This is a genomic window from Pseudomonas sp. LPB0260 (assembly GCF_013388395.1).
Genome location: NZ_CP058247.1, coordinates 2037684 through 2061891, shown reverse-complemented (window position 1 = coordinate 2061891; position 24208 = coordinate 2037684). Strand labels below are relative to the sequence as shown.

Genomic DNA, 24208 nt, shown 5'->3' with positions numbered 1-24208 from the left:
CCCGGCGGCTCAGTGGCGCAGTGGGTCGCGGGCGAGCTCCGCCTCCTCCTCCAGCCATGACCAGAAGGCCTCGGCCTGGGGCGACATGTACTGGTGCGCCGGGCAGGCCAGGTAGAACGCCTCGGAGGTGGCAATCCGCTGCTCGAACGGCGCCAGCAGACGCCCGCTTTCGATCATCCCCGCCACCAGGGAGGTGCGCCCCAGCGCCAGGCCATGGCCGAGCGTGGCCATCTCCAGGGCGGTGATCAGGGTATCGAACTGCATGCCCTGGGACGGATCGACGTGAAGGAAGCCGGTCTGGTTGAGCCAGTAGCCCCAGCCCTCCTCGTAGCCGATCACATGCAGCAGGGTGTGATCGGCCAGGGCCTCGGGGGACGCGGGCGGCGCCTCGCCGTTGTTGAGCTGCGGGCTGCACACCGGAAACAGCTCGTCCCAGGTCAGCCGGCTGGACTTGTAGCCCGCCCAGACGCCCTGGCCGTAGCGGATCTCCATGTCCGCCTCCTTCTCCCGCTCGTCCAGCCAGATATTGCTGGTGAAGCGCAGGCCGACATCCGGGTGGCGCTCACGAAAGCGCGCCAGCCGCGGGGCCAGCCAGGTGGTGAAGAACACCAGGTTGACCCGCACGGTGAGCAGGCGCTTGCGCCCCTGGCCGAACAGTTCGTCGGTGGCCGCGGCCAGGCGTTCGACCGCCTCGTGCACCACCGGCATGTAGGCCTGGCCCGCCTCGGTCAGCTCCAGGCCGCGTGGCAGGCGCTTGAACAGGCTGACGCCGAGCTGCGACTCCAGGCCCTTGACCTGCTGGCTGATCGCCGCCTGGGTCAGGTTCAGCTCGGTGGCCGCCTGGGTGAAGTTCAGGTGGCGGGCGGACGCCTCGAACGACCGCAGCCAGTTCAGTGGGGGAAGCCTCTTCTTCATCGCTCACGCTCGAATTCAGTCCCTGACAACCTCCGTGTCATTGATCAGCTGACCCAACTCCCCGGCCGCCTCGCGTAACAACGGAGTATATGTCAGCAGCTCGCCCAGGCTCTTGCGTATAAGCGGCGCATGGGCGAACAGACAGGCGAACAAGCGACCATCGCGACCGCGGATCGGCACTGCGCAGGCCGCCAGGCCATCGACGAACTCCTCGTCATCGGTGCCCAGCTCCTCATCCCGGGTCTTGAGCAAGGCGGCTTCCAGCGCCGCGGCGCTGGTCAGGGTGTTGCGGGCGAAGCGCTGCAGCGGCAGGTTGTTGATGATGCGCTGGCGCCGCTCCCGGGGCAGCGAGCTGAGGTACAGCTTGCCACTGGCGGTGCACCAGATCGGCGTATGGCTGCCCACCGGCAGGTACACCTGCAGCGGCCGGTCGGTCTGCACCCGGTCGTAGTAGATCATCTCGGTGCCGTTGGGAATGGCGATGCCGCAGGTCTCGCCGATCTCCGCGGTCAGGCGCTTGAGGATGGCCTGGCGCGGCGCCTTGAAGCGCCCGCTATGCAACACGCCGAGGGCGATGTCGTGCATGCGGTCGCCGGGCACGATGAGCCCGCGCATGTTGATCTGCAGGTAGCCGTCGCCTTCGAGCTGGCTGAGCAGGCGATGGATACTCGGCTTGGGGATATCCAGCTGGTAGGCGAGGTCGGCCGGGGACATCGGCCGCTCGGCCCTGGAGACCGCCTCGATGATCTCCAGCACCCGGCTGATCGAGGAGCCTTTCTCGCGCGTCGTCGTAGTCATTCGTTCATTTCCCCCTGTACAGCGGGCAATCCCCGGGCATAAACGACGGAGGCCACGCCCCCCTTGCGTGGGCGTGGCCTCCGGCCTGCGCAAGGCGCAGGCTGCCCCGAGCTGGCGGCCGCTTACTTCATGGTCGGCATGGAGAAGGACACACCCTCGCGCACCCCGGCCGACGGCCAGCGCTGGGTGATGGTCTTGCGCTTGGTGTAGAAGCGCACGGCGTCCGGGCCGTAGGCATGCAGGTCACCGAACAGCGAGCGCTTCCAGCCGCCGAAGCTGTGGTAGGCCACCGGCACCGGCAGCGGCACGTTGATGCCGACCATGCCGACCTTGATGTTGTCGGAGAAGTAGCGCGCCGCCTCGCCGTCACGGGTGAAGATGCAGGTGCCGTTGCCGTACTCGTGGGCATCGATCAGGTCCATCGCCTCCTGCATGCTGTTGACGCGCACCACCTGCAGCACCGGGCCGAAGATCTCTTCCTTGTAGCTGAGCATCTCCGGGTTGACGTTGTCGATCAGCGTGCCGCCGACGAAGAAGCCGTTCTCGTGACCTTCGACCTGCGGATTGCGGCCGTCGACCACCACCTTGGCGCCCTGCTCTTCGGCGCTGTCGATGTAGCCGACCACCTTCTGCTGATGGGCCTTGGTGATCACCGGACCGAAGTCGTTGCTCTTGTCCGAGTAGGCGCCGACCTTCAGCGACTGCATGGCGGCCTGCATCTTCTCGACCAGCGCATCGGCGGCCGCATCGCCCACCGCCACGGCCACCGACAGCGCCATGCAGCGCTCGCCGGAGGAGCCGAAGGCCGCGCCGAGCAATTGGTTGACGGCGTTGTCCATGTCCGCGTCGGGCATCACGATGGCGTGGTTCTTCGCGCCACCTAAAGCCTGGCAGCGCTTGCCGTTGGCGTTGGCGGTCTTGTAGATGTACTCGGCGATCGGCGTCGAGCCGACGAAGCTGACGGCCTGGATGCGTTCGTCGCAGAGCAGCACGTCGACCGCTTCCTTGTCGCCGTTGACCACGTTCATCACGCCATCCGGCAAGCCGGCTTCCTGCAGCAGCTGGGCGATGAACAGGGTGGAGCTGGGGTCGCGCTCGGACGGCTTGAGGATGAAGCAGTTGCCGCAGACGATGGCCATGGGGAACATCCACAGCGGCACCATCGCCGGGAAGTTGAACGGGGTGATGCCGGCGACCACGCCCAGGGGCTGGAACTCGCTCCAGGAGTCGATGTTCGGGCCGACGTTCTTGCTGTGCTCGCCCTTGAGCAGCTCGGGGGCGCCACAGGCATATTCGACGTTCTCGATGCCGCGCTGCAGCTCGCCGAGGGCGTCATGGGCGATCTTGCCGTGCTCCTCGCCGATCATCTGGGCGATGCGCTCGGCGTTCTGCTCGAGCAGCTCCTTGAAGCGGAACATCACCCGCGCACGCTTGATCGGCGGGGTATTGCGCCATTCCGGGAAGGCCGCCTCGGCGGCGGCGATGGCCTGCTCGACGGTGGCCTTGGACGCCAGGGCAACCTGCTTGCTGACCTCGCCGGTGGAGGGGTTGTAAACGTCCTGCAGGCGCGCGGCGTCGCTGATGACTTGGCCGTTGATCAGGTGTCCTACTGTGTTCATCGCAACTGTTCCTCGATAAGGGGTTGAGGCGGCTGGCTCGCCACCGCTAATGGCTGATAGACGTGGGCTTACCAGAGCTTCTTGTAGAGCTCGATGATCTCTTCGGCGCTCGGCACGCGCGGGTTGTTGTTCGGCGAGCCGGAGGCCAGGGCCTGCTCGGCCATGACCTGCAGCTGGTCGAAGAAGTGCTGGCGATCGATGCCGAACTGCTCGGGCGTGGGCACCTGCAGCTCGTCGTTGAGGGCGCGCAGCTCGGCGAGCAGCTTGTCGTTGGCCACCTCGTCGCTGTCCTGGGCACTGGCCACGCCCATGGCGCGGGCGCAGTCGGCGTAACGCGCGGCGGCGGCCGGGATGGAGAACTCGGTGACGGTCGGCAGCAGCATGGCGTTGGACAGGCCGTGGGGCACATGGAAGTGTGCGCCGATCGGTCGGCTCATGCCGTGCACCAGCGCCACCGAGGCGTTGGAGAACGCCACGCCGGCCAGGGTCGAGCCGAGCATCATGGCCTCGCGGGCGGCCTTGTCCGCGCCGTCGTGGTAGGCGCGGCGCAGGTTCGGCGCGATCAGGCGCATGGCCTCCAGGGCCTGGCTGTCGCTGTACAGGCTGGCCTTCTTGCTGACGTAGGCCTCCATGGCGTGGGTCAGGGCGTCGATGCCGGTGTCGGCGGTGATGCGCGACGGCAGGCTGAGGGTCAGGCTGAAGTCGATCAGCGCCGCCACCGGCATGAAGCCGATGCCCACGCAGAGCATTTTCTCGTCGGTCTTCTCGTCGGAGATGATGGTCACCCGGGTGACTTCCGAGCCAGTGCCGGCGGTGGTCGGCACGGCGATGATCGGCAGGCCGGACTCGACGACGATGCGCGGGAACTTGTAGTCGCGCATCTCGCCGCCATGCTTGGCGAGGATGGCGATGGCCTTGGCGCTGTCGATCGGGCTGCCGCCGCCGAGGGCGATGATGCAGTCGTAGTCGCCGTTGCGCGCCTTCTCCACGCCGGCCTGGATCGACGCCACGGTCGGCTCCGGCACCGTCTCGTCGAACACTTCGGCGGTGATGTCGTGGGCCGCCAGGCGCTCCTGGATGGTGGCGGCGTAACCCAGCTTGACCATCATCTTGTCGGTGATGATCAGCGGCCGCTTGCAGCCCAGGTTGGTCATCACCAGCGGAATATCCTGACTGGCGTTCTCGCCAATCTGCATGATGCGGGGAAGGATCACTTGAGTAGCCATGACGACTCCATTATTTCCGAGTAACTGGGCCTGGAAACTCGGACTGAATAGTCCCAGGCGTTATTGTTCTGTCGATGTCGACCGCTTGGCTAAGCCGACGCGGGTGACGCAAATAAACTGTCGATGCGGGCCAATCTCGCCGTACTTGCTAAAGTGCCATCACGCCACTGGTAATAAAGCACCGTCACTATTCCAACAGGCGAAAGGCGACTTGCTTATCTATCCGCGGCGGAACTGCCGGCGCTGATAACGCAACGCCCGGCACTCTCAAACTTCGCCACTGCCCTGCCTTTCCCCCTCGCTCAGACGCTCACGGGGAGCGGCCCTCAGCGGTCGATCCCGGCCTGGCGAACCCGCGATATCGATACGAAATCTATTGTTATGAAGATAAAAAGCGCTGAAAAGCAAAAAAATAGCGGCCTATGAGCCGCTTTTTTTTATGGATCCATTAGCAAACTACCTCATGGACGGCAGCGGCGGCCGACGACATAGGTCGCATTGACAGCACCTCGGGCGCTCGAGTGACCGCCAGGTCACGCACTTATGCACCCATAAGCAAAACCCCGCCTTAGGTCCATTTTTTATTGCTGGTTAGCGCAATTCTTCATTCCTAATATCCGCCTCACCGAAGCAGACCAAGCACCTGCCGAACGCACCTATTGCCGCCAGCGATAGAGGCGACAAGCAGAACAGGCCGGTTCGGGAACTGAGCGGTGCGGCAATAACGGGCACAACTGCCCATCGATATTGATGCCCAGGTTATTGCCGGCCTCGCTCGAACCACAGCGCATCGAAAACGAGTCTCTCGTGCTCGATGACAAACCGCAAAGCTTGGTGGCAGTTCGCCAACTTATTAATAAAACAACCCAACTTGCCTGATTTGCACCAGCAGGCTGGATCGCTCCTCGAGGGATAAATTGAAATGAACAACAACAATCAATTGCCTTTAAACGGTGTCCGCGTCCTCGACTTCGGCCAGCAGATCGCCGGCCCGGCCGTGGCCATGACCCTCGCCGACCTGGGCGCCACCGTGGTGCACATCGATCCGCCGCAGGGCCCGCAGTGGGACCACCCGGCCAATGCCGTGCTGAACCGCAACAAGAGCTGCCTGCGCCTGGACCTCAAGTCCGATGCCGGACGCGCCCAGGCCATGGCCCTGATCGACAAGGCCGACATCGTCATCGAGAGCTTCCGTCCCGGCGTCATGCAGGAGCTGGGCATCGACTTCGCCAAGCTGCGTGAAGCCCGTCCGGAGCTGATCACCCTGTCCATCCCCGGCTTCGCCAGCAACGACGAACTGCGCCGCGAGTGGAAGGCCACCGAGGCCGTGGTCGCGGCGACCGCTGGCGCCTTCACCGACATGGGCTTCAACCGCGTGCTGCTGGGCCTGAACCCGAGCTTCTCGCCGCTGCCGCTGGGCTCCGCCTACGCCACCGCCCTGGCTGCCGCCTCCGTCGCCCTGGCCCTGCAGGCCCGTGAGCGCACCGGCCGTGGCGACGCCATCGAAGTGCCGGTGATCTCCGCGCTGATGGAAGGCCTGTCGTACAACTCCTACGTCATCGAAGGCCTGCCCGAGCGCTACAAGACCATGCGCGAGAAGGAGATCGAGTACCGCAAGGCCAACAACATCGCGATGGACCTGAGCTACGACGACCTGCAGGAATACCTGGACCCCTTCTACCGCACCTACAAGTGCGCCGACGGCCGCATGTTCTATTGCGTCTGCCCGTCGCACCGCAACCACGCCAAGCGCGCCCTGACCGTGCTGGGCATCTACGACGAGCTGGTCGCCGAAGGCCTGCCGGAAGTCAACGACCTGCACGCGCCGATCAGCGAGTGGGACGGCGAGACCTCCATCGGCGTCTACCCGCTGCCGAAGAAATGGGCCGACCACATCTCGGCGAAGATGAAGAAGGCCTTCCTGACCAGGACCTCCGAGGAGTGGGCGAAGATCTTCGGCGAAGGCCAGATCCCCGGCGCGCCGCACCGCACCACCCAGGAGTGGGTCAACCACGAGCACACCAACGCCGCCGGGCTGATCGTCGAGGTCAACGACCCCGAGTACGGCCTGATGAAGCAGCCCGGCCCGTTCGCCTGGCTGGAAGAGTGCGCCGGGCAGATGGTCAGCCCGCGGCCACGCAAGAATGTCAGCTTCGAGCAGGCCCTGGCCGAGCTGAGCGAAGTGGCCGCCGCCGAGGTGGTGACCCGTCCGGTCGGCGCCGCCATCGCCCCCGCCTCCAACGCCGGCTGGCTCGACGGCCTGCGCATCCTCGACCTGACCAACGTGATCGCCGGCCCGCACTCCACCGCCTTCCTCGCCCGCTTCGGCGCCGAGGTGATCAAGCTCGACCCGGTCAAGCCGCTGTACGATCCGCTGATCGGCACCCTGTTCAGCTTCCAGACCAGCATGGGCAAGCAGAGCGCCCTGGTCGACATCATGAGCGAGGAAGGCCGCGAGGTGTTCAACCGCCTGGTGCGCTCGGTGGACATGGTGGTGATCAACGCCCCCGAGCGTCAGCTCAAGCCCCTGGGCCTGGACCACGACAGCCTGCAGGCGGTCAAGCCGGGCGTGCTGTTCTGCCGCCTCGACTGCCTCGGCGGCCCGCTGCCGGGTCCGAAGACCAACTACATCGGCTACGACGACATCATCCAGGCGCACAGCGGCATCATGAGCCGCTTCGGTGGCCCGGAGACCCCGGAGGAGCACGCACACCTCGGCACCCTGGACGTCAACTGCGGCTTCGCCGCCGGCCTGGGCATGGCGGTGTCGATCTACCACAAGCTAAAGACCGGCCAGCCGAGCCGCTCGCGCACCTCGCTGTCGGCGGTCACCAACCTGGCGCAGATCACCTTCGCCTTCGATTACGAGGGGCGCGCGCCCTTCAACGAGCCGTCCGGTCGCGAAGTGCTGGGCCACCACGCCCTGTCGCACTTCTACAAGACCTCCGAGGGCTGGATCTACCTCGACTCCAAGCAAGCCGAACTGCCGAAGCTGGAGCAAGTCGAGGGCCTGGCCGGCATCAGCGCCGCGGCCGACGTCGGCGCGTTCCTGAAGAGCGCTCTGCAGGCCGCACCAGCCGCCTACTGGGCGGAGAAGCTGCAGGCAGCCGATATCGCCGCCGCGGTTCCGCAGTCGATCGAGTCGCTGCGCGAGCAGTACAGCCGCGAAGGCGATGGCACCGTGGGCATCGACAAGGGCAGCTTCGCCTTCTCGATCCACCGCAACCACCCGAGCGGCCACTGCCTGACCCAGATCGACCACCTGGCGATCCGCCCGAGCGAGGCCAGCATCAGGGCGGTCAGCCTGCCGGAGCGCTGGGGCCACTCGACCCGCGAAGTGCTGGCCGATGCCGGCTACAGCTCGAGCGAGATCGAATCGATGATCGAGCGCAACATCGCCAGCCTGGGCTGGGCCAAGGAGTTCCTGCCTAGCTAAACTCAGGCATCAGACCGGCGGGCGGGACAGTTTGGCTGTCCCGCCCGCTTTTGCATTTCTGGGCCGAGGCGCGGCGCGCTGCCCTCGGCCAGCCATTCTTCACGGCCTGGCCACGTTTTGCCGGTGCCGGCCCGGGTCGCAAGACGCGGCTGCGCGAACACGGTGGTGAGCATGTTTCAGCAGACAGTGCGGGCCGTCTGGCCCTTGTTCTTCGGCTTGGGCATCATCGGCCTGTGCATCGGCGCGCAGAACACCCTGCTGGGCATTCGCGCCGAGCTGGAAGGCTTCGACACCCGCGTCACCGGCCTGCTGATGTCCGGCTACTACGCCGGCTTCCTGCTCGGCTCGCTGCGCGCCCCGGCGATCATCCAGCGGGTCGGCCACGTGCGCGCCTTCGCCGCGCTGACCGCCCTGGCCTCCATGACCATCCTGATCCATTCGCTGTGGGTCGACCCCTGGGTCTGGGGCGTCATGCGCCTGCTCACCGGCTTCTCGGTGTCGGCCATCTATGTGGTCGCCGAGAGCTGGCTGAACCAGGCCGCCGACAACCGCACCCGTGGCCAGCTGCTGTCGCTGTACATGATCACCATGCTCGCCGGCCTGTCGGGCGGGCAGTTCCTGCTGAACATCTCCGACCCGGCCAGCTTCGAGCTGTTCACCCTGATCTCCATCCTCATCAGCCTGGCGGCGATTCCGATCCTGATCACCGCCACGCCGATGCCCTCGTTCGCCGCCGCCCGCCCGGTGAGCATCGCCACCCTGTATCGCCTGGCGCCGACCGGCCTGGTCGGCTCCTTCCTGATCAACGCCTGCTACGCCATGGTCCTCGGCATGGGCTCGGTGTACGCCAGCCGGCTGGGCATGCAGGTCAGCGACATCTCGCTGTTCATGGCCCTGCTGGTGGTCGGCGGCATGTTGCTGCAGTGGCCGCTGGGCCGGTTGTCCGACAGCATGGACCGGCGCACGGTGATCGCCGCGGCCGCCGCGGCCGCCGTGCTGTTCGCCGCGGCCAGCGCCCTGGTCGGCTTCGCCGCCAACCACAGCCACCTGCTGCTGGCCTTGCTGTTCGGCGGCAGCTGCTTCCCCCTGCTGGCCCTGTACCTGGCACTGACCAACGACCAGCTGGAGGCCGACCAGGCCACCGGTGCCAGCAGCACCCTGTTGCTGCTGGGCAGCGTCGGCGCCAGCATCGGCCCGTTCATGGTCTCCCTGACCATGGAGCAATGGGGCCCGGCCAGCTTCTTCTGGAGCCTGGCGGTGATGGCCGGCCTGATGGTCACCCACGCCGTCTACAAGCGCATCACCGACCCCTTCCCCGCCACCAGCGAGACGCCCACCCACTTCCAGATGCAGGCGCCCCTAGCGGTGGGCTCGGTGCTGATGGAGTCGATGCCGAACGACGACGAGCCCGACGCAGCAGCGGCGGCCGCAACCGAGGGCAGCGCGCAACCGCCGTCGCCAACGGCCTGAAGCAGCGCCGCTGGCGCCGCGGCCAGGTCGAATTCGGCTATCCTTGGCGCCCTTCTCCATCGCCCCAGGACCCACAGCATGCAAGCGCAACTCGAAGAACTGATCGGCAAGATAAGCTCGGGCTGCATGCTGGCCGAGGACATCGCCCGCATCGCCGCCGAGGCCGCCCAGGCCTATGCCGACCCGCAGGCCTTCCTCGCCGCCAACCCGGACATCAACTACGACGACGACTTCCCCATCCCGCTCGGCGAATGGGTGGTGGTCGGCAGCCTGCCGGACACCGTGCTGTTCCAGGCCGACAGCTACGACCAGCTGTTCCAGCAGATCACCGACTCCTTCGGCCCCAGCGTGAACTTCGTGCTCAAGCCCAAGCAGCTGCAGAAAGTCGAACCGCTCAAGGCGCTCAACCGCATCCAGGTGCAGCTCTCCAGCCTGTCACCGGAGACCCGGGGCTACGTCCTGCTCGACTTCAGCGAACCGCTGGATGACGAATTGCAGGCCGTGCTGGTGTACAGCACCGACCTGCCACGGGTGATGGAACTGGCGGTGGAAGTGGGCATCTATGCCGCGCCGGCCTATGAGGCGTGCAAGGCGGCGCAGGCCGAGTAGCCTGCGCTCCGCCGAGCTACCCGCAACAGTTGGCCATTCCACGGCGATAAGACGTACCAGGCTTGTGACCGGCATCGGAGGAAACCCTGGCAACGCCGGCCTCGAGGTCGGCCTCGCATTCGCTGCGCTCGGCCTGGTTGCCCCGCCGGCAGTCCCGCACAGGGTACGCATGCAGCCGCTTCACCCGGTGCCCCCACCCCCTCAATAGTTTGCCGTAGCGCAGGTCCCCATTAGCCACTCGACCGGCTCGGCTCGCTCCTGTATACATCGCCCGAGCACCCCACGACTCAGCCGCCTACGCTGACTCACCCCGCCGACACGGACACGCTCGGCAACTTGGTAAACGGACTTGACCAGATCAACTGCTATGCGTTTCTTCAGCACTCTCCCTGCGCACAGTCAGCCGCACTCTGTCGATAGAAGAGTGGCGCGTCGTCTGCGCGGTTGTATTCGTATATTCGGCCTGTAGTGCAGGTGAGGGCCTCACTCCGGAGGGGCCGGCCAGAGCTAAACCTTTAATCCAGGTACGGACCACAGAAGAAGCCATGCGAACCTTCGCTGCAACTGAAGACGCCCCGATAGAAATACGCGTATACGACCCTGCTTGGCCGCGAATTTTCGCAGAGGAGCAGGCGTTACTGGCCGAGGTTCTTGAGCCGTGGCTTGTTGGCCCCATCGAGCACGTCGGCAGCACTTCAGTGCCTGGCTTGGTTGCCAAACCGATCATCGACATTGCTGCGCCTGTCAGGTCGCTGGCAGAGTCCCGCGGAGCCATTGAAGCATTGCGCCATCTGGCCTATCAGCATTACCCGTATAAGCCCGAGGACATGCACTGGTTCTGCAAACCCTCCCCTGACTTACGGACGCATCACCTGCATATCTTGGTATATAACAGCCCGACGTGGCTTGATCGACTGGCCTTCCGCGACACCTTGCGCTCAAACCCTAAGCTCGCTGCGCAGTACGCCGCCTTGAAACTACAGCTTGCCGTTCAGCATCGCACTGACCGCGAAGCGTACACAGCGGCCAAAGCACCCTTCATACAGGCGGTACTCACTCACTGCCGGCGCGGCCAGGGCAATGAGGTCTAACAAGCCGCGCAGGCCGCACGCTGCGCTTACACAGGACGGGCGAAGAAAGGACTTTAACCAAGCGGTTACCTAGAGGAAGCACTCAATGGAATATGAGGCACTAAACCTTGAAAGAAAACTTGCTCTCTTTGACGAGCAATGGGCACCCAAAGTCATCGCAGAGATGAATGACTACCAGTTCAAATTAGTTAAAATCAAAGGTGACTTTGTCTGGCACGAACACAAGGACACAGACGAAACCTTTATTGTACTAGACGGAAAACTACGAATTGATTTTCGTGATGGACATGTAAACCTGTCGAAAGGCGAGATGTACGTCGTACCGAAGGGCAAGGAGCACAAACCTTTCGCGAAAGATGAAGCAAAGGTTCTACTAATCGAGCCCCGCGGGGTACTCAACACTGGCCATGCAGCCAGCGATCGCACCGCCACGAATGATGTGTGGATATGAAACAAAACAGTCAACACGACGGAGATCGCTCGTCTCACCCACAGGAGCAGGCTAACGCCTGCCTCTCAACCTAAACGCCAGACAACGGAGAGTGCAGATTAATGCGGCAGGACCTAAGAGAAAAAATAGTCAGCGTGTGCACCAAGAAAATACTTGCCAAGGGCGACTCGGTTGGCGTTTCTTTTTATGCGTTCTTTGCCAATAAAAATGACGATCCAGAACGACTCATGGAGGCTGCAACATGGTGGATACAAACCCACAAACTGGATCACTTCGAGAAAGCCACAAAAATAAGGCTGATGGCTGAATCCGGGCTCTGATGTATTCAGTCCATAACCAGAGCATCTGGTCTTACGCTGCCCCCTCCGACACGGAAACTCTCGGCGACTCGGTACATGGACTTGGCCAGCTCAACCAGCACCGCTGTGGGTGATAGAAGCGTGGCGCGAGATGTGCCCGCTCCGGCGTTCAGATCCTTCGCTTCACTCACTCGGATCGGGCCAAAGCCCGCCCCTTAATCTAACGCCAGGCATCGGAAGTCGATCATGCGTGTAGAACAAGAATCGCCCAATCAAACAGATGTCATCGCGCTCATCGCAGAGCTCGATGCCTATCAGGACTCTTTGTACCCGGCGGAAGCGCGGTATGCGCTCGACCTCACGTCGCTATCCAAGCCCAATGTACTGTTTGTCGTAGCCCGGAATGAACAGCGCGCAGCCCTCGGGTGCGGCGCTGTTGTGCTTAACGACCTCTACGGCGAGGTCAAGCGCATGTATGTGCGGCCGGAAGCGCGGAATATGGGCGTGGCGCGGCACGTCATCGCCGCCCTGGAAGCGGGTGCCTACAAGTCAGGCTGCCGAGAGCTCATGCTTGAAACGGGCCCGTATCAGCCAGAGGCGCTGCGGTTCTACGGGAGACACGGCTACATGCGACGGGGGGCGTTCGGCGCCTATCCGGAACATCCACTGAGTGTGTTCATGGGAAAGTCACTCTGTTCACCAACGGACCACAAGGATGACTGAACATTCACCGGGCGCCTGTTAGTAACTGCCGTCACTCGCGCCTGCGAAGGGGGGTGAACCCACGCCCGGTACCACGACAAATAGCCTACCCAATAGATTCGTTGCTTCAGCAGCGTCGGTCTTTCGCTTTCCCGTTGCTGCAACTACCGTATTGTCTTAGCTGCGCCTAACTCGCGGTTCAATTCGTTGATTTCGCTCACTTGGATGTCCAAGTATCGCGGCCACACCTTTAACCTAGTGCCAGAGCTAAGCCATGAAAACATCGAGCCTGTGCAAAGCCCTCGTGAAAGAGGCATGTGAAGACAATCTATCGTTCTACAGAAGCATGCTCACTACCCAAGATTTGGCCTCCGTGAGGAACGAAGAGTGGCAAGCCATCATTGGTTTGGCTCGTGAACTTAAGCCGCACCAGCAAGAAATACTTTTATCTTTTGCACGCATCGCGTCAACTGACGCCCTTTTAACCCTATGCAGCGCAATTGATGGCGTCACACCGATTGGGGGGCGTTTTGTTGCTTTCTCGCTCACTGATGAGTCAGGCACGGAACATGCCGGCTCCCTGCAAGAAAGCCTACTTTCTCTTATCTCCCAGTAGGTGGGTCAGCAATCGACATGGGCTGTTCTTACCTATAGTGCGTGATCGTTTCTCGAGCCTGATCTCCGCGCAGTGGCATTCGTATATCCGCCCAGTCCCGGGCTCTATCAGCATGACGAGCCTATCGTCCGTGCAGCCAGACCAGGCACAGGGATGGCGCTGCGCACGCCCTGCTCGACGAACCAAACGCAGCGCGATGTGGCGCTTGAGCCAACCTTCGACGCGCCAGGCGCAGCACGATGCCCCGCCTGGACACACTCCCCCGACGCGCTACAACGTCCCGCGCAGCGCCTTCTCGAACAGCTGGCTGTATTGCGCCGCGCTGAAGGCGATCGGGTTGGTGCCCGCCGACGGATCGACCTCGGCCATCTTCCCGACCTGCTCGATGCGGTTGTCGTCGATGCCGATCTCGCCGAGGCTGTGGGGGATGCCCACCTCGCTGCGCAGCTCCAGCACCCAGTCGAGCACGCCATCGAACCCCGGCTTGGCCAGGTTGAGGTAGCGCGCCAGGCGGTACATCTGCGGACCGATGCGCTCCTGGTTGGCCTGCAGCACGTAGGGCATCAGCACCGCGTTGAGCAGGCCGTGGTGGGCGTCGTACAGCGCGCCGAGCGGATGGGCCAGGGCATGCATGGCGCCCAGGCCGCGCTGGAAGGCGGTGGCGCCCATGCTGGAGGCCACCAGCATCTGCAACCGCGCCTCGACGTCCGCGCCGTGGGCCACGGCCCGCGGCAGGAAGTGCTGGATCAGGCGCATGCCCTCCAGGGCGATGCCCTCGGCCATCGGGTGGAACAGCGGCGAGCAGTAGGCCTCCAGGTTATGCGACAGGGCGTCCATGCCGGTGGCGGCGGTGACCTTGGCCGGCAGGCCGATGGTCAGTTGCGGGTCGAGGATGACCAGGGCCGGGAGCATGCGCGCGTGGAAGATGATGCGCTTGATCTGCGCCGCCTCATCGGTGATCACCGAGGCGCGGCCGACTTCCGAGCCAGTGCCGGCGGTGGTCGGCACCGCCACCACCGGCGCCATGTCGGCGACATTGACCCGCAGGTAGTTGTCGCCGACGTCCTCGAAGTCCCACAAGGGGCGATCCTGGCCGACCATCAGGGCGATGGCCTTGCCGGCGTCCAGCGCCGAGCCGCCGCCGAAGGCGACCACGCCGTCATGCCCGCCGGCCTTGAAGGCCGCCACGCCGTCCATCACGTTCTGGCCGGTGGGGTTGCCCTTGATCGCCGAGAACAGCCCGGCCTTGAGGCCGTCGTCGCGGCACTGCAGCAGGGCGTCGTCGATCACCGACAGCGCCGCCAGGCCGGGGTCGGTGACCAGCAGCGGTGCCTGCATGCCCAGCTCACGACAGGCCGCCGGCAACTCGGTGATGCGCCCGGCGCCGACGCGCACCGCGGTGGGGTAGTTCCAGTTCATCCGGTATTGCTTCAGGTCCATGGGGCGCCTCACAGCTGAGTCTTGAAGTGGAAGGATTTCGGCCGGGTCAGCTGCTCGTAACCGATGCTCGACAGGGTGCAGCCGCGGCCGGAGTGCTTGACCCCGGTCCAGGCCAGCGCCGGGTCGAGGTAGTCGCAGCGGTTGAGGAACACGGTGCCGGCCTCGACCCGCTCGGCCAGGGCCTGGGCGGCCTCGACGTCGCGGCTGAAGATGGCGGCGGTGAGGCCGAACTCGCTGTCGTTCATCAGCACCAGCGCCTCGTCATCGCCGCTGACCTTCTGGATGCCGACCACCGGACCGAAGGACTCCTCGGTCATCACCCGCATGCCGTGGTGCACGCCGGTGAGCACCTGGGGCGCCAGGTAGGGCGTGCCGCGCAGGTCCTGGGGAAAGTCGGCCGGGTCAATATGGGCGGTCGCGCCCTGGGCCACCGCCTCGTCGATCTGGCCCCGGACGAAGTCGGCGGCCTCGGCGCGCACCAGCGGGCCGAGAGTGGTCTCGGGGTCGTCGGAGCGGCCCAGCCTGTACTGGCGCACCAGCGCCACCGCCTGCTCGACGAAGGCGTCGTACAGCGACTCGTGCACGTAGATGCGCTCGATGCCGCAACACGATTGCCCGGAGTTGAAGAAGGCACCGTCGATGCTGGTCTCCACCGCGTGGGCCAGGTCGGCATCGGCGCGCACGTAGGCCGGGTCCTTGCCGCCCAGCTCCAGTCCGGTGCCGATGAAGCGCCCGGCGGCCGCCTGCTCGACCATGGCGCCGCCCGGCACCGAGCCGGTGAAGGCCACGTAGCGCACCGCCGGTGCCTTGATCAGCTGCTCGGTATCGGCGTGACTGAGGTGCAGGTACTGGAACACCCCGTCCGGCAGCCCGGCCTCGGCGAAGGCCGCGACCATGCGCTCGGCACACAGCGGGGTCTGCGCCGAGTGTTTGAGCAGCACCGCGTTGCCGGCCAGCAGCGCCGGCATCACCGCGTTCACCGCGGTCAGGTAGGGGTAGTTCCACGGCGCGATGACCAGCGCCACGCCCAGCGGCTCGCGACGGATAAAGCGGGTGAAGCCGGGCTTGTCCGGTAGGCGGATGTCGGCCAGGGCGCTCTCGGCGATGTCCGCCATATGGCTGGCGCGCTCGACGAAACCGCGGATCTCCCCGGCGGTGTAGCGAATCGGCCGGCCCATCATCCAGCACAGCTCCTCAGCCAGCTGGGTTTCCTTGGCGGCGAAGGCGGCGATGGCCTTGCGGCCGATGGCGACCCGCTCGCTCAGGGGGGTGTCTTTCCACATCCGCTGGGCCTGCTCGGCCTTGGCCAGGGCCACGGCGATCTGCTCGGGCGAAGCCAGTTCACGCTCGACGTACAGCGAGCCGTCGATCGGTGATATGCACTGCAACTTGCTCATTGCGACACTCCAGAACGGGACAGGGGCGCGGCGACAGCGTGCCGCCCCCGGCAATCAGATGATTTCGAAGTAGCGATCGAGCTCCCAATCGCTGACATGCCGACGGTATTCACGTTCCTCCCATTCGCGGCTGGCGGCGAAATGCTCGACGAACGGGTCGCCGAACAGCTCGCGCGCGGCGGTGGAGGCGCGCAGGCGCTGCGCCGCGTCCCACAGGGTGCGCGGCAGCGCCAGCTCCGGCGGATGTTTCTGCGCATAGGCGTTGCCGGACACCGGCTCGGTCGGCTGCCACTGCTGCATCACCCCGTACAGCCCCGAGCCGATGGCCACCGACAGCGCCAGGAAGGGATTGCCGTCCGCCGCGCCCAGGCGATATTCCTGGCGTTGCGACTTGTCGCTGCCGGGGATCACGCGCAGCGCCGCCGTGCGGTTCTCCACGCCCCAGGTGGCATCGGTCGGCGCCCAGAAACCGGGGATCAGGCGCCGGTAGCTGTTCAGCGTCGGCGCCACCATGCACAGGAACTCCGGCATCAGGCGCTGCTGGCCGGCGAGGAAGTGACGCTGCAGCGCGCTCATGTTGTGCGGCTGGCTGGGGTCGTGGAACGCCGACTTGCCGCTGCTGCGGTCGCGCAGGGAGACGTGGATATGCCCGCTCTGCCCCGGGTACTTGCCCGACCACTTGGCCATGAAGGTGGCCATCAGGCCGTTGCGCTGGGCCAGCACCTTCATGAAGGTCTTGAACAGCGCGCCCTTGTCGGCCGCGGCCTCGGCATGGTCATAGGCGATGGCCGCCTCGAGCACGCCGGGGCCGGTCTCGGTGTGCAGGCCTTCGATGGGAAAGTCCATCTGCTCGGCCAGTTCGAGGATCTCGTGGTACAGCTCGGCATGCACCGAGTTGCGGATGGTCGAGTAGCCGAACCAGTCCGGGGTGAACGGCTTGAGGTTGCGAAAGCCCTTCTCCCGCGCCGACTCCGGGGTCTCGTCGAACATGAAGAATTCGTACTCCAGCGCCGCGAAGGGGTCGAAGCCCATTTCCTGGCAGCGCTTGACCACCCGGCGCAGGGTGCCGCGCGGACAGACGGCCTCGGCCTGCTGGTCGAACTCGCAGATGAACAGCAGCATGCCGTTCTCGAAGGGAATGTCCCGGCAGGTGTGCGGCAGCACCCGCACCGGCGCGTCCGGGTAGCCGGTGTGCCAGCCGGTGTAGCTGGCGTTGTCGTACAGCTGGTCCTTGACGTCCCAGCCCAGGACCACGTCGCAAAAGGCGAAGCCCGAGTCCAGCGCCGAGAAAAACTTGCTGCGGCTCAGGTACTTGCCGCGCATCACCCCATCGTTATCGAACACCCCTACTTTGATATGGCTGAGCCCGCGCTCCTCGACGATACGCTTGGCGTCCTCAATGGTCTTCACTTCTCGCGGTTTGAGCATACTCGCCCCCTGTCTGTTGTTATGGCCGACGTCCCCTGTCGGTGGTTCTGCTTCGCTGCCAGCGACCGGCCGCAAAACGCACGGCGCCCGCGCCGGCGCAGACGCAACCGGGCACGGGCACCGGCCTGCGCCCGGCAGCGCAGGCAGTCAGTGTCAGTAACGGTAGGGTGGCCCAGCCTTGGCCATCAGGGCGTTGTACTTCTTGAAGATCTCCACCACCTTGGCGCTGCGCGGGCTGGTCTTGGCGATCTCGTCCCAGAACTTGTGCGCCTCCTCCTCGACGGTCTTCCACTCGGCATCGGGAATGGTGGTCAGCTGCAGCTTGCCGCCCTCCACCCGCAGCTGCGCCTCGCCGCCCCAGTACCAGTGCTGGCGGTAGTAGTGGGAGCTGTCCATACACAGCTTGAACAGGGTCTTGAGGTGCTCGGGCACCTCGGCCCACTTCTCCGAGTTGGCGAAATAGGAGCCGATCCAGGCGCCGGAGATGTTGTTGGTGAGGAAGTACTTGGTAACGTCGGCCCAGCCGACGGTGTAGTCCTCGGTGATGCCCGACCAGGTGATGCCGTCCAGCTCGCCGGTCTGCACCGCCACCTCGACATCCTCCCAGGGCAGCGTCACCGGGATCACGCCGAAGCGCGAGAGGAACTTGCCGGCGGTGGGGAAGGTGAAGATGCGCTTGCCCTTGAGGTCGGCCAGGCTGCGGATCGGTTCGACCGTGGCGAAATGGCAGGGGTCCCAGGCCCCGGCGCCGAGCCAGGTGACGCCCTCGACCTCGCCGTAGGCCTCCTCCCATATCTGCCGCAGGCCGTACTTCTCGAACAGCACCGGCACGTCCAGGCTGTAGCGGGTGGCGAAGGGGAAATAGCCGCCGAACACCGAGACGTCCACCGGTGCGGCGATCGAGTCGTCGTCGCTCTGCACCGCGTCGATGGTGCCGCGCTGCATGGCGCGGAACAGCTCGCCGGTGGGCACCAGCTGGTCGGCGTAGTACAGCTGGATTTCCATCTGCCCGTTGGCAGCCAGGTTGAAGGCGTCGATGGACGGCTTGATCACGTGCTCGGCAAGGGCCGGGCCGGCGTATGTCTGCAGGCGCCAGGTGATCTTCTTCGGCTCGGCGGCGTAGATGTGCGCCGAGCCCAGGGCCGAAGCGCCCACCGCGCCGGTGGTGACCGCGGCGGTCTTGAGGAACTTGCGTCTCGTACTCATGCTGTTATCTCCAATAGTGTCGATCCAGATGTCATACAACCGCATAGCACCACTGCGACCCGGCAAGGTCGGTGCAGCGTGTTCAGGTAGGCTCAATCCCCCTCATGGCGCCTGCGCCGGCCCTCTGTCGAGGTCGACCGGCCGCTCCTGAATTACATGGTTCATCGCGCGTAGTGCCACTGCGGCAGCCACAGGGCGATCTGTGGAAAGACCATCACCAGCACCAGGGCCAGGACCATGATCAGCACGAAGGGCGTGACCGAGACGTAGATGTCGCGCAGGGTCACCTCCGGCGGCGCCATGGCGCGCATGAGGAACAGGTTGTAGCCGAAGGGCGGGGTCATGTAGGCGATCTGGCAGGTGATGGTGTAGAGCACGCCGTACCAGATCAGGTCGAAGCCCAGGGCGCCGACCAGGGGCACGTAGAGCGGCGCGACGATCACCAGCATGGCGGTGTCGTCGAGGAACATGCCCATCAGGATGAACGACAGCTGCATCATGATGAGGATCTCCCAGGGCCCCAGGTTCAGGCGGTCGACGAAGAAGGCCTCGATCGCATTGACCGCGCCGAGGCCGTCGAACACCGCGCCGAAGCACAGGGCGGCGAGGATGATCCACATGAACATGCAGCTGATGCCGAGGGTCTTGCGCAGGGTTTCCTCCATCACCTTGGCGTTCAGCCGGCCCTTGACCAGGGCCGTGAAGGTGGCGGCCGCGGCGCCCACCGCCGAGCTCTCCACCAGGCTGGTGACGCCCATCAGGAACAGCCCGGTCATGCAGAAGAAGATGAACAGCGGGGCGATGCCGGCCTTGAGCAGGCGCAGCTTCTCGCCCCAGCCGATCTGCTCGCGCTCCTCCTCGGCCAGGGCCGGCCCCAGGTTGGGCTGCAGGCGACAGCGGATGACGATATAGAGGATGAACAGCCCGGCCATCATCAGCCCCGGAAAGACCCCGGCCAGCCACAGCTGGCCGACCGGCTGACGGGCGATCATGCCGTACAGCACCAGCACCACGCTGGGCGGAATCAGGATGCCCAGGGAGCTGCCGGCCTGGATCACCCCGGTGACCATGATCTTGTCGTAGCCGCGGCGCAGCAATTCCGGCAGGGCGATACTGGCGCCGATGGCCATGCCGGCGACGCTCAGCCCGTTCATCGCCGAGATCGCCACCATCAGGCCGATGGTGCCGATCGCTAGGCCGCCGTGCAGTGGCCCCATCCACACGTGGAACATGCGGTAGAGGTCTTCGGCCAGGCCGGACTCGGAGAGCATGTAGCCCATGTAGACGAACATCGGCAGGGTCAGCAGCGGATACCACTTCATCAGCTTCATGGCGGCGCTGAAGGCGATTTCCGAGCCGCCGTCGCCCCACAGCAGCAGGGCGGCGCCGACCGCGACGAAACCGATGGCGCCGAACACCCGCTTGCCGGTGAGCAACAGCAACATCATCGAGGAGAACATCAACAGGGCGATGAGCTCGTAACTCATTTAGAGCGTCTCCCCACGCGCCGTGGCGACATCCTTGAAGAAGGTGGCGATGCTCTGCAGCAGCATCAGCGCCACCCCGAGGGTCATGATGATCTTGATCGGCGCCATGGGCGGCGACCAGGCCGAGTAGCTGGTCTCGCCGTACTGCAGGGCGTACTGGGTCGAGGAGATGCCGCCGTAGAGCAGGAAGATCAGGTAGAAGATCAGGAAGCCGACGGTGAGTGCATCCATGATCGCGCTGGTGCGTGGCGACCAGCGACTGTAGAACAGGTCCATGCGCACATGGGCATCCAGTTGCATGGAATAGCCGCCGCCGAGGAGGAAGTAGGCGACCATCAGGAATTGCGCGGTTTCCAGGGTCCAGATCGCCGGATCGGCGAAGGTCTTGCTGACCGAGGAGTAGAGCAGCACCGCCAGCATGGCGAATATCAGGTACATGGCGAACCGGCCTATGACCCGGTTCATCGCATCCACCCCGCGCACGAAAACCCGTATGGCCCTTGGCATGCAGTTCTCTACGAAATAGTTGTTATCCCGTCAGCCTAGCCGAAGATTTCACAATGCCAACTTGCCCGGATCGCGCGCCTGCTGGGCGCTCTGTGATCACCGTGCGGAGGTGGCTACGCGGCCGACCACGTCTGCCAAGGCGCCGAAAAAAGTCGAGAAATATCAGGCAAAATCGGCGAATAGCGCCGACAAAACCGACAATCCAGCGCATCACCAACATCGATGGACACTATCGAAGCGCTCAACTTCTGCCGGCGTCGGCAAGCCCCTAGCATGGCCCTCCGTAACCCTTGTTCTCCAACCGGAGGAGCCATCATGAACTACCCATCGATCCTTGCCCTGGCCCTCGGCCTGTTCGCCACCAACGCCCTGGCCCTGCCGAGCCAGATCCCCCAGCCGTTGCTCGGCGAGCTCAAGGACAGCCAACAAAACGTGCGCCCGCAGGACCGCCACGTCGCCGAAGGCGGTGCCGAACGCACCCCCGGACAGCAGGGACTGCGCCTGGCCGAAGGCGGCGCCGAGCGTCTGCTGGAGCAGCACGGCCAGGGCTGAACGCAGGGCGGCGCCCGGCAGTAATAGCGCAGTGATCGGCGCAATCGCCCGATCAACTAAGATAAATCCATAGGCGCCATCACCACGCGCGCAGTCACTGACCAGCGGCAACACAGCGGGGCGCTCCGGCGCCCCGCTTCTGGCGTCCTCACGGAGGTATCCATGAACAAGCACACGCTGGGCGCCAGCCTGCTCCTGTGCACACTGGCCGGCTGCGCCGGTTCGCTGGGCAGTCCCACCGCCTACCTGAGCTATCGCGACGAACCCCTGGTGGCCAAGGTCGAACTCGACATGACCAAGCAGCAGGTCCTGGAGATCGGCGGCCCGCCATCCGGCGAGATGCCGCGCAGCGTCAGCCCGGGCAGCTGTCTCGACTACATCCTCACCCGCGACGGCCAGCCCCAGGCCTACCACATCAGCCTCGACTCGGCCGAGCGGGTCGACGGCAAGGGCTTCACCACCTGCGAACAGATGGAAAGCAACGCCCGCGCCCGAGCTCGCGCCCCCTACGGGATCGGCGGCGGAGGCGGCGGCTACTGAGCGGCGCGGCCAAGGCGGCTCGTCTGAGCAGTAAGAGTACAGCTGGCGGGGCGGGTCAATCCGGGCGCGCCAGGCCACCACGCTGGCACCTGGGCGGCCAATGCCCGGACTGTGCCGGTGGTCGCAATCGAGCCCTCGCCGATCTGCGCCAGCTTTGCCATAGTCGCAGCTCTGCTGCCTCAATCGACTGCACCGGAAGGGTCCATGCCGCGCCTCGCCCGCTTTCTCCTCGCCCCCTTGCTGCTGACCGCCATCGCCCTGCTGGCGCTGGCCCAGACCAGTCGCCCGGCTTCGCCGCCGGCGGTGCTGGCCACCTTCGGTGAGCGCCCGCTGGTGATCGCCCACCGCGGCGGCATGGGCCTGTGGCCGGAGAACAGCCTGTTCGCCTTCGAACGCGCCAGCGCCCTGGGCGTGGACATGCTGGAGATGGACCTGCACCTGTCCAGCGACGGCGAACCGGTGGTGATCCACGACAGCCGCCTAGAGCGCACCACCGACGGCCAGGGGCCGGTGGCGGCACGCAGCCTGGAGCAGCTGCAGGCCCTGGATGCCGGCTACCACTGGACTGCCGACGGCGGCCAGAGCTACCCCTACCGCGGCCAGGGCATTCGCATTCCGAGCCTCGCCGAGGTGCTCGAGCGCCTGCCGGACATGCCCAAGGTGATCGAGATCAAGGCGCCGGACGTTGGTCTCGAGGCCCGTCTGTGCCAGCTGCTGGAGGCCAGCGGTCAGCGCGAGCGGGTGCTGGTCGGCAGTTTCCACGAGCGCAGCCTGCAACTGTTCCGTGAGCAGTGCCCAGGCGTCGCCACCTCCGCCGGCCCCGGCTCGGTACGGCTGCTGGTGACGCTCGACTGGCTGGGCCTGGGCGGCCTGCTGTCGCCCTCCTACCAGGCGCTGCAGATCCCCGAGCGCCACAGCGGCGTACCGATCGCCAGTGCCAGCCTGCTGCGGACCGCCCGCGACTGCGGCCTCGACGTGCTGCTGTGGACCATCAACGAACAGCCGGCGATGCGCCGGCTGCTCGACCTCGGTGCCCGGGGGCTGATCACCGACCATCCGGAACGCGCCCTGCAGCTGCTCGGCCGCTCGACCCGGATCAGCTCGCTGAGCGACTAGCCGCGTCAGCCGCTCAAAAAACAGCCAGCGCCGGCCCCGCCTAGCGCTATCGGGGCTGGCGCCAATCACCCGCAGCTTATCCACAGCTCGTTCCACAGGCAGACTGGATAAGTTCCATAAGCCTTTTACAACCTGCTGATAAATTTAGATTTTTTGCTTGACTACAGGGCGGACAAGCGCCTCCCCCACGCCCGCCCGACGCCTGATCATAAAACGCACAACGGCCGCCAGGCCATGCACTGCCTGGCCCGGCCTCACTTACCCGACAGTTATCAACAGGGCTACCCACAGCAGTGGTGGACAACTTATCCGCACCGCTTCCATCCACTCTCGTCAAGCCCAAGTCGCTGTATTTACTGGAAAAACTCCGCAGCTCAAAAAACATGCAATTCCCCGCAAGGGCCGTGCATCGAGGCCTTGGCAACTCTGCCACCAGCTTACCCACAGGCTGATCCACAGGCTCTGTGGGCAACTGTCCGCGACCGCCTATTGCCCTGATCGAGACAATCAACCAGCCGCTGGCAGCGTCTTGGCCTAGCCTCATCCGCAGCCCTCAAGGAGAACGCCCATGCCACTCAACGACCTGATCCACAGCCTGCTCGCCGCCTACGCCTCGGGCGCCAGCGGCAGCAGCCACGAATAGCGCCAAACCGCCCTTGGTCGTGCCGGCCTGACTCGTTACCCTGAAGGCATCATTGCCCTAAGGAGTCGAGCATGACCTTGCGCTCAATCTGCGTATTCTGCGGTGCCAGCCCCGGTGCCCAGCCGATCTATCGCCAGGCGGCGGAGCACCTCGGCCGGCACCTGGCCGAACAGGGCCTGCGCCTGGTCTATGGCGGCGGCGCGGTCGGTCTGATGGGGGTAGTGGCGGACGCGGCGATGGCCGCCGGCGGCGAAGTCGTCGGCATCATTCCGCAGAGCCTGGAGCGCGCGGAGATTGGCCACCAGGGCCTGACCCGCCTGGAGGTGGTGGACGGCATGCACGCGCGCAAGGCGCGGATGGCCGAGCTCAGCGACGCCTTCATCGCCCTGCCCGGCGGCCTCGGCACCCTGGAGGAGCTGTTCGAAGTGTGGACCTGGGGCCAGCTCGGCTACCACAGCAAGCCCCTGGGCCTGCTGGACGTCGCAGGTTTCTACACCAAGCTCGGCGACTTTCTCGACCACCTGGTGACCGAGCGCTTCGTCCGCTCCCAGCACCGCGCCATGTTGCAGCTCGGCGAGTCTCCCAGTGAACTGCTGCAGGCGCTGCGCCAGTGGCAGCCGAATGCGGCGCCGAAGTGGGTCGATCGCAAGCCCGACTGAG

Annotated in this window: 22 protein-coding genes and 1 pseudogene; 12 read left to right on the top strand and 11 right to left on the bottom strand. The window is 65.1% G+C overall.

Annotated features, from left to right (window positions below):
* Positions 1–9 precede the first annotated feature (9 nt).
* The 4 genes from gcvA to LPB260_RS09005 all read right to left on the bottom strand — a co-directional run bounded on the left by gcvA (position 10) and on the right by LPB260_RS09005 (position 4558).
* The gene (gcvA, locus tag LPB260_RS09020) at positions 10–915 is read right to left on the bottom strand and encodes a transcriptional regulator GcvA (RefSeq protein ID WP_208708355.1); all 906 of its coding nucleotides are present in this window, start codon (positions 913–915) and stop codon (positions 10–12) included.
* Positions 916–930: 15 nt separating this feature from the next.
* Positions 931–1713: an IclR family transcriptional regulator gene (locus LPB260_RS09015; protein ID WP_208708354.1), complete on the bottom strand. Its 783-nt coding sequence runs from the start codon at positions 1711–1713 to the stop codon at positions 931–933.
* Positions 1714–1835: 122 nt separating this feature from the next.
* Positions 1836–3332: a CoA-acylating methylmalonate-semialdehyde dehydrogenase gene (locus tag LPB260_RS09010; RefSeq protein WP_208708353.1), complete on the bottom strand. Its 1497-nt coding sequence runs from the start codon at positions 3330–3332 to the stop codon at positions 1836–1838.
* 68 nt (positions 3333–3400) lie between these two features.
* Positions 3401–4558: an iron-containing alcohol dehydrogenase gene (locus LPB260_RS09005; RefSeq protein WP_208708352.1), complete on the bottom strand. Its 1158-nt coding sequence runs from the start codon at positions 4556–4558 to the stop codon at positions 3401–3403.
* Positions 4559–5480: 922 nt separating this feature from the next.
* Here LPB260_RS09005 and LPB260_RS09000 point away from each other — a divergent pair.
* The 3 genes from LPB260_RS09000 to LPB260_RS08990 all read left to right on the top strand — a co-directional run bounded on the left by LPB260_RS09000 (position 5481) and on the right by LPB260_RS08990 (position 10073).
* The gene (locus LPB260_RS09000) at positions 5481–7994 is read left to right on the top strand and encodes a CoA transferase (RefSeq protein ID WP_208708351.1); all 2514 of its coding nucleotides are present in this window, start codon (positions 5481–5483) and stop codon (positions 7992–7994) included.
* Positions 7995–8165: 171 nt separating this feature from the next.
* Positions 8166–9464, top strand: a complete 1299-nt coding sequence (locus tag LPB260_RS08995) for an MFS transporter (RefSeq protein WP_208708350.1) — start codon at positions 8166–8168, stop codon at positions 9462–9464.
* Positions 9465–9542: 78 nt separating this feature from the next.
* A complete protein-coding gene (locus LPB260_RS08990) occupies positions 9543–10073 on the top strand; it encodes a hypothetical protein (protein ID WP_208708349.1) in 531 nt (176 codons plus the stop codon).
* Between the two features lie 97 nt (positions 10074–10170).
* Here LPB260_RS08990 and LPB260_RS29010 read toward each other — a convergent pair.
* A pseudogene (locus tag LPB260_RS29010) lies at positions 10171–10454 on the bottom strand (IS110 family transposase); the annotation flags it as partial.
* Between the two features lie 164 nt (positions 10455–10618).
* Here LPB260_RS29010 and LPB260_RS08985 point away from each other — a divergent pair.
* From LPB260_RS08985 to LPB260_RS08965, 5 genes are all read left to right on the top strand, one after another.
* Positions 10619–11164: a GrpB family protein gene (locus LPB260_RS08985; RefSeq protein ID WP_208708348.1), complete on the top strand. Its 546-nt coding sequence runs from the start codon at positions 10619–10621 to the stop codon at positions 11162–11164.
* 85 nt (positions 11165–11249) lie between these two features.
* On the top strand, positions 11250–11615 hold the full coding sequence (locus tag LPB260_RS08980) for a cupin domain-containing protein (protein ID WP_208708347.1): 366 nt from the start codon (positions 11250–11252) through the stop codon (positions 11613–11615).
* 101 nt (positions 11616–11716) lie between these two features.
* Complete coding sequence (locus LPB260_RS08975) at positions 11717–11935, top strand: DUF6500 family protein (RefSeq protein ID WP_208708346.1); 219 nt, start codon at positions 11717–11719, stop codon at positions 11933–11935.
* Between the two features lie 225 nt (positions 11936–12160).
* Complete coding sequence (locus LPB260_RS08970; protein ID WP_208708345.1) at positions 12161–12637, top strand: GNAT family N-acetyltransferase; 477 nt, start codon at positions 12161–12163, stop codon at positions 12635–12637.
* Positions 12638–12890: 253 nt separating this feature from the next.
* Positions 12891–13232: a hypothetical protein gene (locus tag LPB260_RS08965; protein WP_208708344.1), complete on the top strand. Its 342-nt coding sequence runs from the start codon at positions 12891–12893 to the stop codon at positions 13230–13232.
* A gap of 270 nt (positions 13233–13502) precedes the next feature.
* Here the strand turns inward: LPB260_RS08965 and LPB260_RS08960 are convergent, their stop codons facing one another.
* From LPB260_RS08960 to LPB260_RS08935, 6 genes are all read right to left on the bottom strand, one after another.
* Positions 13503–14672 (bottom strand): iron-containing alcohol dehydrogenase, encoded by a 1170-nt coding sequence (locus LPB260_RS08960; RefSeq protein ID WP_208708343.1) that lies wholly within the window; start codon positions 14670–14672, stop codon positions 13503–13505.
* Between the two features lie 8 nt (positions 14673–14680).
* Positions 14681–16069: an aldehyde dehydrogenase family protein gene (locus LPB260_RS08955; RefSeq protein ID WP_208708342.1), complete on the bottom strand. Its 1389-nt coding sequence runs from the start codon at positions 16067–16069 to the stop codon at positions 14681–14683.
* Between the two features lie 54 nt (positions 16070–16123).
* Complete coding sequence (locus LPB260_RS08950) at positions 16124–17497, bottom strand: glutamine synthetase family protein (protein WP_208708341.1); 1374 nt, start codon at positions 17495–17497, stop codon at positions 16124–16126.
* Between the two features lie 153 nt (positions 17498–17650).
* Entirely contained in the window at positions 17651–18703 is a 1053-nt protein-coding gene (locus LPB260_RS08945) for a TRAP transporter substrate-binding protein (protein WP_208708340.1), read from the bottom strand.
* Between the two features lie 161 nt (positions 18704–18864).
* Positions 18865–20190, bottom strand: a complete 1326-nt coding sequence (locus LPB260_RS08940) for a TRAP transporter large permease subunit (RefSeq protein WP_208708339.1) — start codon at positions 20188–20190, stop codon at positions 18865–18867.
* Positions 20191–20697: a TRAP transporter small permease subunit gene (locus LPB260_RS08935; protein ID WP_208708338.1), complete on the bottom strand. Its 507-nt coding sequence runs from the start codon at positions 20695–20697 to the stop codon at positions 20191–20193.
* A 315-nt stretch (positions 20698–21012) separates the two neighbouring features.
* On the opposite strand from LPB260_RS08935, the gene LPB260_RS08930 reads away from it, so the two are divergent.
* The 4 genes from LPB260_RS08930 to LPB260_RS08915 all read left to right on the top strand — a co-directional run bounded on the left by LPB260_RS08930 (position 21013) and on the right by LPB260_RS08915 (position 24207).
* Positions 21013–21249, top strand: a complete 237-nt coding sequence (locus LPB260_RS08930; RefSeq protein ID WP_208708337.1) for a hypothetical protein — start codon at positions 21013–21015, stop codon at positions 21247–21249.
* 162 nt (positions 21250–21411) lie between these two features.
* Positions 21412–21789 (top strand): osmotically-inducible lipoprotein OsmE, encoded by a 378-nt coding sequence (gene osmE, locus LPB260_RS08925; protein WP_208708336.1) that lies wholly within the window; start codon positions 21412–21414, stop codon positions 21787–21789.
* Positions 21790–21993: 204 nt separating this feature from the next.
* Positions 21994–22905: a glycerophosphodiester phosphodiesterase gene (locus LPB260_RS08920; RefSeq protein WP_208708335.1), complete on the top strand. Its 912-nt coding sequence runs from the start codon at positions 21994–21996 to the stop codon at positions 22903–22905.
* Between the two features lie 714 nt (positions 22906–23619).
* Positions 23620–24207 carry a TIGR00730 family Rossman fold protein gene (locus tag LPB260_RS08915; protein WP_208708334.1) on the top strand — a complete coding sequence of 196 codons (588 nt, stop codon included), beginning with the start codon at positions 23620–23622 and terminating at the stop codon, positions 24205–24207.
* The last annotated feature ends 1 nt before the right edge of the window (position 24208 follow it).

Bases quoted from the DNA above. Each gene is read 5' to 3' on its own strand.
- LPB260_RS08935 (WP_208708338.1), bottom strand. From the start codon at position 20,697: ATGCCAAGGGCCATACGGGTTTTCGTGCGCGGGGTGGATGCGATGAAC.
- LPB260_RS09010 (WP_208708353.1), bottom strand. From the start codon at position 3,332: ATGAACACAGTAGGACACCTGATCAACGGCCAAGTCATCAGCGACGCC.
- LPB260_RS08915 (WP_208708334.1), top strand. From the start codon at position 23,620: ATGACCTTGCGCTCAATCTGCGTATTCTGCGGTGCCAGCCCCGGTGCC.
- LPB260_RS08985 (WP_208708348.1), top strand. From the start codon at position 10,619: ATGCGAACCTTCGCTGCAACTGAAGACGCCCCGATAGAAATACGCGTA.
- LPB260_RS08945 (WP_208708340.1), bottom strand. From the start codon at position 18,703: ATGAGTACGAGACGCAAGTTCCTCAAGACCGCCGCGGTCACCACCGGC.
- osmE (WP_208708336.1), top strand. From the start codon at position 21,412: ATGAACAAGCACACGCTGGGCGCCAGCCTGCTCCTGTGCACACTGGCC.
- gcvA (WP_208708355.1), bottom strand. From the start codon at position 915: ATGAAGAAGAGGCTTCCCCCACTGAACTGGCTGCGGTCGTTCGAGGCG.
- LPB260_RS08990 (WP_208708349.1), top strand. From the start codon at position 9,543: ATGCAAGCGCAACTCGAAGAACTGATCGGCAAGATAAGCTCGGGCTGC.
- LPB260_RS08920 (WP_208708335.1), top strand. From the start codon at position 21,994: ATGCCGCGCCTCGCCCGCTTTCTCCTCGCCCCCTTGCTGCTGACCGCC.
- LPB260_RS08950 (WP_208708341.1), bottom strand. From the start codon at position 17,497: ATGCTCAAACCGCGAGAAGTGAAGACCATTGAGGACGCCAAGCGTATC.
- LPB260_RS09015 (WP_208708354.1), bottom strand. From the start codon at position 1,713: ATGACTACGACGACGCGCGAGAAAGGCTCCTCGATCAGCCGGGTGCTG.
- LPB260_RS08955 (WP_208708342.1), bottom strand. From the start codon at position 16,069: ATGAGCAAGTTGCAGTGCATATCACCGATCGACGGCTCGCTGTACGTC.
- LPB260_RS08930 (WP_208708337.1), top strand. From the start codon at position 21,013: ATGAACTACCCATCGATCCTTGCCCTGGCCCTCGGCCTGTTCGCCACC.
- LPB260_RS08940 (WP_208708339.1), bottom strand. From the start codon at position 20,190: ATGAGTTACGAGCTCATCGCCCTGTTGATGTTCTCCTCGATGATGTTG.
- LPB260_RS09005 (WP_208708352.1), bottom strand. From the start codon at position 4,558: ATGGCTACTCAAGTGATCCTTCCCCGCATCATGCAGATTGGCGAGAAC.
- LPB260_RS08980 (WP_208708347.1), top strand. From the start codon at position 11,250: ATGGAATATGAGGCACTAAACCTTGAAAGAAAACTTGCTCTCTTTGAC.
- LPB260_RS08970 (WP_208708345.1), top strand. From the start codon at position 12,161: ATGCGTGTAGAACAAGAATCGCCCAATCAAACAGATGTCATCGCGCTC.
- LPB260_RS08975 (WP_208708346.1), top strand. From the start codon at position 11,717: ATGCGGCAGGACCTAAGAGAAAAAATAGTCAGCGTGTGCACCAAGAAA.
- LPB260_RS08995 (WP_208708350.1), top strand. From the start codon at position 8,166: ATGTTTCAGCAGACAGTGCGGGCCGTCTGGCCCTTGTTCTTCGGCTTG.
- LPB260_RS09000 (WP_208708351.1), top strand. From the start codon at position 5,481: ATGAACAACAACAATCAATTGCCTTTAAACGGTGTCCGCGTCCTCGAC.
- LPB260_RS08960 (WP_208708343.1), bottom strand. From the start codon at position 14,672: ATGGACCTGAAGCAATACCGGATGAACTGGAACTACCCCACCGCGGTG.
- LPB260_RS08965 (WP_208708344.1), top strand. From the start codon at position 12,891: ATGAAAACATCGAGCCTGTGCAAAGCCCTCGTGAAAGAGGCATGTGAA.